Origin of the sequence: Ascidiimonas aurantiaca, from assembly GCF_037646345.1 — a bacterium.
Classification (GTDB): domain Bacteria; phylum Bacteroidota; class Bacteroidia; order Flavobacteriales; family Flavobacteriaceae; genus Ascidiimonas; species Ascidiimonas aurantiaca.
Map to the genome: position 1 here is coordinate 218,846 of NZ_JBBEWR010000002.1, position 12,130 is coordinate 230,975.

General features: G+C 40.8%; 9 protein-coding genes. 5 read left to right on the top strand and 4 right to left on the bottom strand.

Annotation, left to right across the window (positions count from 1 at the left end):
• Window positions 1–91 precede the first annotated feature (91 nt).
• Complete coding sequence (locus WAO84_RS03530; RefSeq protein ID WP_340063656.1) at window positions 92–610, top strand: hypothetical protein; 519 nt, start codon at window positions 92–94, stop codon at window positions 608–610.
• On the opposite strand, the gene WAO84_RS03535 is transcribed toward WAO84_RS03530, so the two are convergent.
• The gene (locus WAO84_RS03535) at window positions 601–1,569 is read right to left on the bottom strand and encodes a carbohydrate kinase family protein (RefSeq protein WP_340063657.1); all 969 of its coding nucleotides are present in this window, start codon (window positions 1,567–1,569) and stop codon (window positions 601–603) included. The two genes, WAO84_RS03530 and WAO84_RS03535, sit on opposite strands and share 10 nt — an antisense overlap.
• Before the next feature lie 3 nt (window positions 1,570–1,572).
• Window positions 1,573–2,283 carry a DUF4197 domain-containing protein gene (locus WAO84_RS03540; RefSeq protein ID WP_340063659.1) on the bottom strand — a complete coding sequence of 237 codons (711 nt, stop codon included), beginning with the start codon at window positions 2,281–2,283 and terminating at the stop codon, window positions 1,573–1,575.
• Window positions 2,284–2,333: 50 nt separating this feature from the next.
• On the opposite strand from WAO84_RS03540, the gene WAO84_RS03545 reads away from it, so the two are divergent.
• The gene (locus tag WAO84_RS03545; RefSeq protein ID WP_340063661.1) at window positions 2,334–3,275 is read left to right on the top strand and encodes an MBL fold metallo-hydrolase; all 942 of its coding nucleotides are present in this window, start codon (window positions 2,334–2,336) and stop codon (window positions 3,273–3,275) included.
• Window positions 3,276–3,432: 157 nt separating this feature from the next.
• Window positions 3,433–5,736 (top strand): S9 family peptidase, encoded by a 2,304-nt coding sequence (locus WAO84_RS03550; RefSeq protein WP_340063662.1) that lies wholly within the window; start codon window positions 3,433–3,435, stop codon window positions 5,734–5,736.
• Between the two features lie 71 nt (window positions 5,737–5,807).
• On the opposite strand, the gene WAO84_RS03555 is transcribed toward WAO84_RS03550, so the two are convergent.
• The gene (locus WAO84_RS03555) at window positions 5,808–8,258 is read right to left on the bottom strand and encodes a M14 family metallopeptidase (RefSeq protein WP_340063663.1); all 2,451 of its coding nucleotides are present in this window, start codon (window positions 8,256–8,258) and stop codon (window positions 5,808–5,810) included.
• Window positions 8,259–8,479: 221 nt separating this feature from the next.
• On the opposite strand from WAO84_RS03555, the gene bshC reads away from it, so the two are divergent.
• Window positions 8,480–10,081 carry a bacillithiol biosynthesis cysteine-adding enzyme BshC gene (gene bshC / locus WAO84_RS03560; protein WP_340063664.1) on the top strand — a complete coding sequence of 534 codons (1,602 nt, stop codon included), beginning with the start codon at window positions 8,480–8,482 and terminating at the stop codon, window positions 10,079–10,081.
• On the opposite strand, the gene WAO84_RS03565 is transcribed toward bshC, so the two are convergent.
• Window positions 10,078–10,620 carry a pyridoxamine 5'-phosphate oxidase family protein gene (locus tag WAO84_RS03565; RefSeq protein WP_340063666.1) on the bottom strand — a complete coding sequence of 181 codons (543 nt, stop codon included), beginning with the start codon at window positions 10,618–10,620 and terminating at the stop codon, window positions 10,078–10,080. The genes bshC and WAO84_RS03565 overlap by 4 nt on opposite strands.
• A gap of 117 nt (window positions 10,621–10,737) precedes the next feature.
• On the opposite strand from WAO84_RS03565, the gene WAO84_RS03570 reads away from it, so the two are divergent.
• On the top strand, window positions 10,738–12,108 hold the full coding sequence (locus tag WAO84_RS03570) for a pyridoxal phosphate-dependent decarboxylase family protein (protein WP_340063668.1): 1,371 nt from the start codon (window positions 10,738–10,740) through the stop codon (window positions 12,106–12,108).
• Window positions 12,109–12,130: the final 22 nt, after the last annotated feature.

A 12,130-nucleotide genomic window follows, 5' to 3' on the forward strand; every position in this document is an offset into this window, starting at 1 on the left:
TATATTTCTGAAGCTTAGCGCTTTTTTTTAAGTTCGAGGTCATAAACTCCTTTTATTGTATATTTAACTTTTCTTTAAGTGAAAAACGGTCATGGAATCTTTTAAAACACTTCTTTTTTGCATCTTTTTGCTAGTTATTTCTTTTGTAAACGGGCAAAATACTGCTTGTAACTGTTGCTCGGAATCCCATAGATCGTTTGATTTCTGGCTGGGAGATTGGCAAGTGGCAGATGCTGAGGGAACGTTCCTGGGTACTAATACAATTGATAAAATACAGGGTAACTGCATTGTTCGGGAAAACTGGGTAAGTGCCCGTGCGGGATATACGGGTACCAGTTACAATTTTTATAACTCACAAACGGATGAATGGGAGCAATTGTGGATTGATAACAGCGGGCAAAGTTTACATCTTAAAGGGGGCTTGGAAAATGGAGCCATGGTACTGCTTAGTGACCCTATACCACAAAAGGAAGGCTATGATCTTATAAACAGGGTTACCTGGACTCCCGGTACCGACGGAACAGTTCGTCAACTTTGGGAAACATCTACAGATGAAGGTGCTGTGTGGAAAGTAGTTTTTGAGGGTATTTACCGCCGCACTCAGGAGTAAGTTCGCTTAAGGATCTCATTGGTTTCATCCCGGTTTTTGAAAACATCAAAAGTTTTCCCTTGGGTGCGCAGGGCGCCCAGGACATTTGCATATTGAGCGGCCTTTACAATATCTTTATGTACAGTAAGGCCATAGGCAAGGCCTCCTGCAAAAGAATCACCACAACCAGTGGTATCTACCACATGATCTACTTTTACCGATGGGACATGAAATTCATTAAGGGTCTGTTCATTTTTAGTATATACCTTAGCACCTCTGGAATCCAGAGTAATATATACTACAGAAACGCCTTTTTCTAAAACATAAGAGGCGAAGGCCTCCAGGTGGTCTAGTTGGGTTTCTTTAAAAATGGCTTCTCCCAATTGTTGATAGTCGCGATCAAACCAGCAACAAACAGACTCCTCAAGGTTCATTTTAAGAACATCTATATAAGGCAGCCATTCATCTTTGTCGGCCCAGTATCTCCGGTGCCGGTTACCATTAGTATCTAACAGCGTAGTAGGGCCGTGAGCGTCAAAAATAACCATACTGTCTGAATGAGATTTAATATATTCAAGTGTTTCGGGCCTTACTTCAAAATTGGTTATAGGCACAAAAACAAAAGCATCTGCATCTAGAAAGGGTTTTACATCGTCCGGTTCAATAGTGTGCATTTTGGCAATCTGTTTTTCCTGCCGGTTGTTTTGATCGAGAAACTTTAATTCAATAATGGTACCCTGGTCATGTTTAGTGTAGAGGCCCTGTGTACGTATGTTGGCATACGGGCTAAAAACACCGGTTACAGGTTGCAGATCTTCTTTGCAAATATGAGATATAGGATATACTTCGCCTTCATTTTCAAGCAGTTTAGCCAGGGCAATTACAGGATGTGTTACGCAGCCATACTTCTCAATAACTTCTCCTCTGTGGGTAATGATCGTGTCTCTGGGTATAGGGCCGGCAACTGCTATTTTATACATACGTTAAAAATTTTTGTCCTGTAAGGCAAATACTTTTCTCAGAAGGTCGGTTGTTCTGGCAGATACTTTATTCCGTATTTCTTTTTCCTCAACTGCGATCATAGTATATACTCCTTTCAAGGCTTCTGTAGTCACATAATCGGTGAGGTTGGGATTCACATTGTTTGTAAAAGGGAGGGTATTATATTTTTGTATGATGGTTTTCCATATATCATTGGCCCCTACTTTGTCAAGTGAAGATTGGATTATGGGGTTAAATTTATTATAAAGGGCTGTTTCTGTACGTTGGGAAAGGTACAGGGTTGCTGCATTGTCCTGACCCAGAAGTATATCGCGGGCATCGATAAAAGTAATTCCCTTTACGGCATCTACAAAAATGGGGGTAGCTTCTTTTACAGCATCTTCAGCGGCTCTGTTAAGTAGTTTAAGCCCATCATCGGCGAGGCTGCCAAGCCCTATATCTCTAAGGGCCTTGTCCACTTTCTGCAGTTCATCGGGCAATACTATTTTTACCAGTTCATTCTTAAAAAAACCGTCTTTAGAAGTTAGTTTGCTCACTTGTTTGTCAATACCAAATTGCAGCGCCTGCCTAAGGCCTAAAGCTATTTCGTTCGGGCTAGGAGCTCCTGTACCGGGTAACTGATTGACTACCTGTTGTAATTCTGCACAGGAAGTAAGAACAAGAAAACAACATAAGGCCACGGTTTTTTTCATGATAAACAGTATATTTATGGTTACGGCAACGATCCCAAATTTAAACTTTTATGTTTAAAAATATATTTTATGCATTTATTATTTGTACTATTTTGCTGTCATGCCAAAGTGACAAAGAGCCGGAGAAGGTGTCTTATGCACAATATCTGGTAGTTTTAGGTACGCTTCAGGATGCCGGTTTTCCACATATTGATCATTCTAATGAATTTGAAGCGGTAGCTGAAGGTACTTTGACCAAAGGCAGAGTGGTAAGCCTGGGGCTTATTGATAAAGAGGCCGGTAAAAAGTGGCTTTTTGAAGCGACACCAGATATGCCGCAGCAACTTTATGATCTTGAAAAACATGTAAAAACATCAGAACAGATAATTGATGGTGTATTTCTTACGCACGCGCATATTGGTCATTATACCGGACTCATGTATTTTGGAAAAGAAGCCATGAATGCCAGGGGCATACATACGTATGTTATGCCCGTAATGAAACATTTTCTGGAAAATAATGGCCCCTGGAGCCAGATGGTAACGCTTCAAAACCTGGCATTACAACCTTTACAGGCCGATAGTACGGTGCACTTAAACAAGAGCCTGAAAGTAACTCCTTTCCTTGTACCACATAGAGATGAGTATTCGGAAACAGTGGGATACCGAATAGAAGGCCCGGAAAAATCGGCACTCTTTATACCGGATATCAATAAATGGCATTTATGGGAGCGTGATATTGTAGAGGAAATACGAAAGGTTGATTACGCATTTCTGGATGCTACTTTTATGTCTGAAAATGAAATAAACCGCCCTATGAGTGAAGTACCGCATCCGTATATTCAGGAAACGGTTGCTCTTCTGGAAAAGGAACCCCGAAGTGTAAAGGCTAAGGTGGTTTTTATTCATTTTAACCACTCCAATCCCGCATGGTTTCCACAAAACCATTATCGAAAACAATGGGAGGCACAGGGATTTAAATTTGCAGAAGAAGGCCAGGTCTTCCAACTATAAAATGAAGTAACATATTCTCTTTCAGTGTTACAGGCAAAGTGCTTTTACCTGTGTATTTTCAGGCAGGTATATGTGGTAAATAAAGAGATATTGTAACAAAATGCCTTTATTGAAGTCTCATAGTCACAACCTTTTTTAATTTAATTTACACGTAACTATGAAAAGCATTTCCAAGTTCATTTGTTTTTTGTTGTTTTTCCTTTCTGTGACCGCTTTATGGTCACAGGAGGTTACAGGATCGTGGAAAGGAAACCTTTCGGTAGAGGGGTCAGACATTCCACTGGTTTTTCACGTAACTGAGGAAAACGGACAACTATCCTCTACCATGGACAGTCCTTCACAGGGGGCTACCGGAATACCCATGGATAACACTTTTTTTGAAAGTAATACGCTCACTATTGAATTTAAACAGGCAGGTATTAAGTATGTAGCCGGTTTGGAAGGAAACCAGCTAAAAGGAACATTCTACCAATCGGGAATGGAGTTCCCTTTAGTGATGGAAAAGACGGTCAACACCGTTCCCGGCAACCCGGAGCTGGTCACCAGTGAAGCAGATCTTATGGCCCTGGCAGCTATAGACAGCCTGGATTACCGGTACACGGTAGAAGATTATTTTGCAAGGCCTAAAGCCCGTTCTTTTCGTTTTTCTCCGGACGGTACTTATCTGTCTTATCGGGAAAAAGATGAAAACAATAAGAACCACGTGTACGTAAAACATCTGGAAACGGGTGTTGTTACAAGGGTCATAGAAGAAAAGGAAGAACTCATACGGGGGTATGGATGGGCTAATAATTCACGACTGGTATATGTAATGGATAAAGGGGGTAATGAGAATTACCATTTATTCGCAGCCAATATTGATGGTACCCACCAAAAAGAACTTACTCCGTTTGAGGGGGTTCGCGTGAATATCCTTGAAGATCTGAAAGATGATAAGGACCATATGATTATTTCTATGAACAAAAACAATCCGCAGATCTTTGAACCGTATAAAATCAATATAGTGACCGGTGACCTCAAACAACTTTTTAAGAATGAAGATGCAGAAAACCCTATTGTGGGGTTTACATTTGATAAAGAAGGAAACCTGAGGGCCTATGGAAAAATAAAGAATGGGGTGGATGTAGATCTTTTTTATGCCAATGATGACGGTTCTTTCAAACTTATGAAAACGCTGAGTTGGAAAGATAATTTCTCTATAGCAGAGTTTAACTATACAACCGATTATCCGCATGATGCATACGTAATTTCCAATCTGGAAAGCGACAAAGCCGAGGTGTATCTTTACGATCTGAAAGAAGACAAGCAGTTAAAAAGACTCTTTGGTCACGAAAAGTACGATGTATCTGGTATGGGTACTTCCAGAAACAGGAACTATGAACTGGATTACTTCATGTATGAAGGTGAAAAGCAGGTGATCGTGCCGGTAAGCACTTACTATAAACAGCTTCATGCCAAAATAGAAAAAGAGTTTCCGGGAATGCAATATTCTATACCTGATGCTACCGATGATGAAAGTAAGTATTTGATATTTGTGCAAAGTGACCGGCTTTATGGGGTATATTATTCATATGATGCTGAAACGGGGCAATTTGAGCTGTTGTATAATCTGATGCCTCAATTAAAAGCTGAAGATATGGCCGAAATGCGCCCTATAACTTTTACGAGTAGGGACGGTTTAACGCTTCACGGGTATATTACGCTCCCCAAAGCAGCATTGGCAGGTGAAAAAGTGCCACTTATTGTAAACCCTCACGGAGGGCCTCAGGGCATAAGGGATTCCTGGGGTTTTAATCCGGAAGCACAACTGTTTGCCAGTCGGGGGTATGCTACCCTTCACGTTAATTTCCGGATATCAGGAGGGTATGGAAGAGAATTCCTGGAAGCCGGATTTAAGCAAATAGGACGTAAAGCTATGGACGATGTGGAAGATGGTGTTAAATATGTCATAGAACAGGGATGGATAGACAAAGACAAAGTAGCGATATATGGTGGAAGTCATGGAGGGTATGCTGTGTTACGCGGCCTTACCAAAACTCCGGATCTCTATGCCTGCGGTGTAGATTATGTAGGGGTCTCGAATTTATTTACATTTATGAAAACCATTCCGCCTTACTGGAAGCCCTATTTAAAGATCATTAAGGAAATATGGTATGATGAAGATATACCGGAAGAAAAAAAGATCATGAAAGAAGTATCACCGGTTTATCAGATCGATAAGATCACGAAACCTTTGTTTGTGGTGCAGGGGGCCAATGATCCCAGAGTAAATATTGACGAATCAGACCAGATCGTGAGTGCGCTGAGGGAGAAAGGTTTTGATGTACCTTATATGGTGCGTTATGATGAGGGGCATGGTTTTGCAAAAGAAGAAAATTCTATTGCATTGTATAGGTCAATGATGGGCTTTTTTGCAAAACACCTTAACAAACAAGAGTTTAAAAAACCTTTAAAGAATTAGCAAGACCTTTTGTGATATATAAAAAGGCCCGATATCGCGATATCGGGCCTTTACTTTTTTATCGAATACTTTTATCGGTTATTAACCATAAAAAGGGCATTGGCAAAAAAGAGTTTTCCATTTTCCCAGAAACCTCTGAAGAGCGGATTATCTACCATATAGACCACACAGCCGGCACCTTTTTTTTCAACTCCGAAAACCAGTGATTCAGGAACCAGTTTTTGAGCTTCACTACCTGCGAACCCTGAAACCGGTTCTCCTTCTGATTCAATATAGGCAACATTACCATTTTCCAGATATTCATAAGCACCTCCCTGTAACCGAAGGGTGAAATAGGTATCACTGTATCCAAAAGCGAGAGGGTGTGTGGGGTCTAATTGTGCTTTAAAAACAGCCCCGGTAATGAGGTGTTTTATATAATTTCGCTCTCCGGACTGGTAGTTCTCAAGATCTGCGACAGTGTCCTTGGCAGTACTTTTTTTGCGAATACCAAAACCGTTTGCGCCAACCAGTGACTCTAAAGCCCCGCCGATAGCTATAAGTTTACCTCCTTTATTGATCCAGTCATTTAGGTTTTTTAACTGATTTTCGTTGAAATAAGGACTACCCCAAAGTTCGGGGAGAACTATGATATCATAATCAGATAATTTTACCCGGTTGTAATAATCTTTATCCAGTACCGTTACAGGGTATCCCAATTGTTGCTCGAAAAAGTGCCATACCTCACCAAAATTAAGGGTAGAGACCGAACCGCCGGCAAGAATGGCAATACGTGATTTAGGGATCATATTCACTGAACCGGAGCCAAAATCTTTGCCCTCATCTACAAAACCGGTAGCAGTGGGAGTTAATGATTTTTGATGTTTTGCGGCCAGTGCAGCCAGCTTTTGTGTAAAGTTTTTCAGGTTCTTATTATCGAGCCGTGTAATAATAAGACTTCCCTGTTTATAACTTTTGCCCTCTACTATAAAGGGTTTTGAGTGAAAGCGTACCCGTATATTTTCTTTAAGTAAGGCAGCCAGGAAACGAGCATCTTCCATGCTGGACCAGTCGGTAACATAGGCGTAGGCATCGTTAGTGAGCACAACGGGTGTATTTTTATCTTCTTTTTTTGCCGAATTTACCAGACTCTCTGAAGCTATGGTTTGCAGTCCGTAAGCATAGGGCAGTGACCATGCTGTAATATCATAGGTAAGCGAATCGCTTAATTTTGTTTTTGGTTCAAAGAGAACTTTTACAAGTTTACCTTTTACCTGATTGGTGCTTACCACCAGGTCATTGGGAGTGGTTTTCATGCTTCCGTTGCGTTGCTGGGCATAGTCATACCCTTTTATCGTATTTCCCTGGGCAAAGCCATAAACTATTTCATGGGCATCAAGCAATTGGGTTAATAAGTTAATTTTATCCTGGTCACCTTGTAGCACATAACTTTTATAGGTGAAAGAAGCATCGGTATAAAACTTTTTAAACTCTGCATTCAGCTTTTCGGCATTATCTGCAGATACTTCTATAGTTGACAGGCCGGTGGTATGATGATGTGCAATACGGTCTTTAAGGGTCAAAGTATCTCCATAAGAAGTAATAACTCCTAATCCGGCACGGCCGCTACCACCCTGTTCATAGGTCATACCAATCCCTCCGTTATAGGTAGGGTAGGTGTCTCCATAACTGGGATATAGCAGGTCAAACACTTCCTTGGTAAAGTAAAACCACCCTTCACGATCAAAATACCGGGCATGATTTTTACCAATGGTAACCTGAAACTCCCGTTGCCAGGGAGTTATGATCTCATGAAAAGGTTCAGCAGCAGGTGCAAAGTAATAAGGTTCATCTACGCCCTGCTCGTGAAAATCAACATGTACATGAGGTAACCATTTATTGAAAACCTTAAGACGTTGCTTGCTCTCTACCTGTGTGATCCAGGCCCAGTCGCGATTCAGATCAAACATATAATGATTAGGGCGCCCGCTTAACCAGGGTTCACGATGCTCTTTGCTGTTAGGATCCACCTGATGCGGAGTATTAGCAAACTGATTATACCAGTTTACATAACGATCCCTTCCATCGGGGTTGATACAGGGGTCTATGATCACTACTGTGTTAGAAAGCCAGTCTTTTTTGCTGGTAAGCAGTTCATATAACGTTTGCATAGAGGCCTCAGTACTTACACTTTCATTACCATGTACATTATAACTGAGCCACACAATGGCAGTTTTAGGATTGCCTTCTCCACGTGTGTTTTTTAAATGTTCCTGTCGTAAGTTTTCCAGGTTTTTTATATTTTCTGCATTAGATATGAATGCCAGCATAAGAGGGCGCTGTTCATAGGTCATACCATATCTTTCCGTTTTAACCATTTCAGGAAACATGCCGGCTACATACTCGTAGTAGTCTATAACACGATGGTGTCTTGTAAATTGAGTGCCCAGTTCGTAACCAAGAAATTCAGAAGGTGATTTTAACTCCTGGGCAGTGAGTATAACGCTTGTTAATACAAAGAAAAATGTAAACCTAATTCTCATAAGTAACGGTTAGTTTAGAGATGAATTTCCAAAGCTACTAAATAAATTGTTTAAAACAGAACAGTTCATCTTAACGTATTTTTTAGAACAGAAATGACAAAGAATTTTATCTTTACTGCGTGCCCAAGGGAATTAGGTGTCTTTATATCATTTCTCTGGCTGCAAAATGTAAGGCTTTGCATTAAAAAGTGTCTTACTTCAAATAATTTCTAAAGATTTCTATGCCTGCTGACTGTGTTTCTTTTAAGAAGACCGGATATTTCTCAGACCTTATATGTGATTATTTGGAAGAAAATCCACATCTACAGAACTTTTACAGCCGTTTTCCGAATGTAAAAAACTTTGCTGATCAGATCATTGATAAAAAAGATCACTTTTCGGCAGATACCAGAACTGCTCTGGTAACGGCATTGAGAGAGCAATATGCACATACAGAAGTTAGTAATACCACCCGGCTTCATCTTGAAAAGTTAAGTGAAACATCTACGTTTACCGTAACTACGGGTCATCAGTTAAACCTGTTCACAGGCCCGTTGTATTTTTTATATAAGATTATCAGTACCATTAATTTATGTGAGCAGTTGTCACGTGAATATCCGGAGTACCATTTTGTACCCGTTTACTGGATGGCTACCGAAGATCACGATTTTGAAGAGATTAACTTTTTCAATTTTAAAGGTAAAAAAATTCAGTGGCATCAGGATAAGGAGGGGGCTGTGGGCCGGCTTTCCACTGAGGGATTATCTGCTGTTTTTGAGCGTTTTTCCGCAGATCTGGGAACCGGCAAAAATGCAAATGCCTTACGTGATATGTTCACAAAAGCATATTTGGAGCACGATCATTTAAGTGAAGCAACCAGATATCTGGCCAACACACTCTTTGGAGAATATGGGTTACTGGTAATAGATGGAGATTCACCGGCACTTAAACGTCTTTTTGAGCCCTATATGAAAGAAGAACTGTTGGCGCAATCATCCTATACTGCAGTTATGCAAAAAGCGGAGGCTTTAAAGGCGCTAAACTATTCCGTTCAGGTGAATCCGAGAGAAATTAATTTGTTTTATCTCGATGAAGGTTTAAGAAAACGTATTGTACGAAATGAACATCGTTTTGAAGTACTTGATACCGATATCTACTTTACCCGTGAAAAACTTCTGGAAGAGTTAAGTAAACATCCGGAACGTTTTAGCCCAAATGTAGTTCTCAGGCCTTTGTATCAGGAAGTCATACTCCCCAATCTTTGTTACATAGGGGGCGGGGGAGAGCTGGCATATTGGTTAGAGCTAAAAGAAGTTTTTAACAGAGTGCAGGTGCCTTTCCCTATATTATTGCTGCGTAATTCAGCATTACTGATTTCTGAAAAGCAGGCGGGAAAACTTAAAAAACTGGAAATTTCCTATCATAGTTTGTTTTTAAAAAAGCACGTTTTTGAGAATACTAAAGTAAAAGAGTGGTCTGATATTACCATAGACCTTACCCCTCAGAAAAATCATTTAAAGAAACAATTTGAAGCACTTCATGAACTGGCGCGACAAACCGATGCTTCTTTTTTAGGAGCTGTAAATGCACAGGAAGTAAAACAGCTAAAAGGATTAGAGAATCTTGAAAAAAGATTAGTAAAGGCGCAAAAACGCAAACTCCAGGATCGGGTAAGCCGAAGCACCGAATTACAGGATCAATTATTTCCCGGGGGGTCTTTACAGGAGCGTAATCACAATTTTTCAGAATACTTTTTAGAGTATGGCCCCAATCTTATTCAACAAATAAAGGACGAACTGGATCCCTTACATATGGAATTTTATATACTTCTTTTAAAACATTAAGGAACCAGAAAAGAACCTTTCCAGTTTGTCCCCTGTTTTCTAAAAAGTGCTCTGATATGGTTAGGCCTTTTTAATCTGAGGTATTCTATTTGCTCCGGTATGAGATCTACCGCCAGGAAATAGTTTTTATGATCAAGATATTCAATAGTAGAAGGATCTTTTATTTCTTTACCCGGAGGTAGTTCTGTGGTGTAATCTTTCCGTGCTTTTGGGGTGATCGTGTTCCAAATAGTATTCAGTACCCGGTCATCAGTGATCATACTGGCTTTGGCATGCATCGTGATCTGTAGCAGGCGGGCGGTATCATAAAACAGCAAACTTACAGTATCGCTATTTTGTAAATGTTGTACTTTTTCTGAACGCCGATCTGTATAAACGGTAAGGTTTAACTGCTCATCTACATTTCGTAATACCATAGTACGAAGCCTTGGGGTTCCACCGGGGTCAACAGTGGCCATTGTAAAATACCGAAACGGATGAGTTTTTTGGTCAATTGCTTTTTTTAGATCACTTATAAGAGAAGCATAAATAATGTCCATTTTTCACAAATTGGTAAGGCTGTATAAAGTTACACATTTTAGTACTTTTTTATGGTATTTAGCCTATAACTTTCTTTTTTATCGATGATATTGCCTATACCTTTGTAAAAAAATTTTATGCATCAGGTAGATATTGATCTGGTAGAGATGACACTAGATGTCATGAAGTATGCCATTAATCGAATTACGGACAGATCTCCGCAATTGGGGCAACCCAAAAAGGAAGAAGTGTTGAAACAATTGGTGGGAGAAACTATTACCAAAGAAGGTATTGGAGGGGAAAAAGCCTTTACACTTTTTAAAGATGTTTTGGTAAAGGCTACAGTACCTATTGACCACCCCAGACATCTGGCTTTTGTTCCTGCTTCTCCCACACGGGCGGCAGTTATGTTTGATCTGGTAACTTCAGCATCCAGTATTCATGGTGCGTATTGGATGGAAGGTGCCGGCGCCATTTTCTGCGAAAATGAAGCCATGAAATGGCTTGTATCCCTTACAGGGCTCCCCGCCGGCGCTTTTGGCGTTTTTACCAGCGGAGGTACTGCCGCCAATCTCTCGGCAATGGTTACCGCACGTGAAGCATGGCGAAAGAACAGAGAAAACCAGAACAAAAAAGGGTTGATCATGACCTCCATCGGGGCCCATTCTTCCATAAAAGCGATGGCCAAAGTAATTGATGCCGATGTTATACTGGTAGATACCGAAGACCGACTCGAAGCTGCGTATTTGCAAAAAGCCATAGCTTCACTTTCGGCTTCACAGCGAAAACGTCTTTTTGCAGTAGTGGCAACCGGAGGTACCACCAATGCAGGTATTATAGATGATCTGGAAGGTATCGCACAGATATGTGCTAAAGAAAAATTGTGGTTTCACGTAGATGCAGCTTATGGTGGTGGCGCTTTGGCCGCCCGTTCTGTAAGACATCTTTTTAAAGGGATAGAAGAGGCAGATAGTATTACGATAGACCCTCATAAATGGCTTTTTTCACCCTATGATTGTGGTGCCGTAATTTATAAAGAGCCGGAACTGGCCAAAGAGGCCCATTCTCAGGAGGGCTCCTACCTTGATATCTTTAAAGACGAAGGCGCACAAGGATTTAATCCCGCAGATTACCAGATACAACTAACGCGCAGAGTACGCGGACTCCCCCTGTGGTTTTCCCTGGCCATGCACGGAACCAGTAAATATGAGTGGGCAGTAGAGCGAGGCATTCATCTCGCTGCGGAAGCAGGTAAAATGATAGAGGTACAACCCCATCTGGAACTGGTAAGAGAACCAGGACTGTCATGCGTACTTTTTAGAAGAAAAGGATGGTCTCCTGAGGACTACAAAAACTGGACTTATAAAAATCACAGAGAAGGATTCGCCCTTGTAACGCCTACCAAATGGAAAAAAGGAGATACGTATGAAACCGTTGCCCGTTTTTGCTTCATAAATCCTGATACGACCGAAAATGATATTCAAATGATTCTGGAAACGATGGACTAAAGCAAATTTTTGAAAATGTTTC

Bases quoted from the DNA above. Each gene is read 5' to 3' on its own strand.
- WAO84_RS03530 (WP_340063656.1), top strand. From the start codon at position 92: ATGGAATCTTTTAAAACACTTCTTTTTTGCATCTTTTTGCTAGTTATT.
- WAO84_RS03535 (WP_340063657.1), bottom strand. From the start codon at position 1,569: ATGTATAAAATAGCAGTTGCCGGCCCTATACCCAGAGACACGATCATT.
- WAO84_RS03540 (WP_340063659.1), bottom strand. From the start codon at position 2,283: ATGAAAAAAACCGTGGCCTTATGTTGTTTTCTTGTTCTTACTTCCTGT.
- WAO84_RS03545 (WP_340063661.1), top strand. From the start codon at position 2,334: ATGTTTAAAAATATATTTTATGCATTTATTATTTGTACTATTTTGCTG.
- WAO84_RS03550 (WP_340063662.1), top strand. From the start codon at position 3,433: ATGAAAAGCATTTCCAAGTTCATTTGTTTTTTGTTGTTTTTCCTTTCT.
- WAO84_RS03555 (WP_340063663.1), bottom strand. From the start codon at position 8,258: ATGAGAATTAGGTTTACATTTTTCTTTGTATTAACAAGCGTTATACTC.
- bshC (WP_340063664.1), top strand. From the start codon at position 8,480: ATGCCTGCTGACTGTGTTTCTTTTAAGAAGACCGGATATTTCTCAGAC.
- WAO84_RS03565 (WP_340063666.1), bottom strand. From the start codon at position 10,620: ATGGACATTATTTATGCTTCTCTTATAAGTGATCTAAAAAAAGCAATT.
- WAO84_RS03570 (WP_340063668.1), top strand. From the start codon at position 10,738: ATGCATCAGGTAGATATTGATCTGGTAGAGATGACACTAGATGTCATG.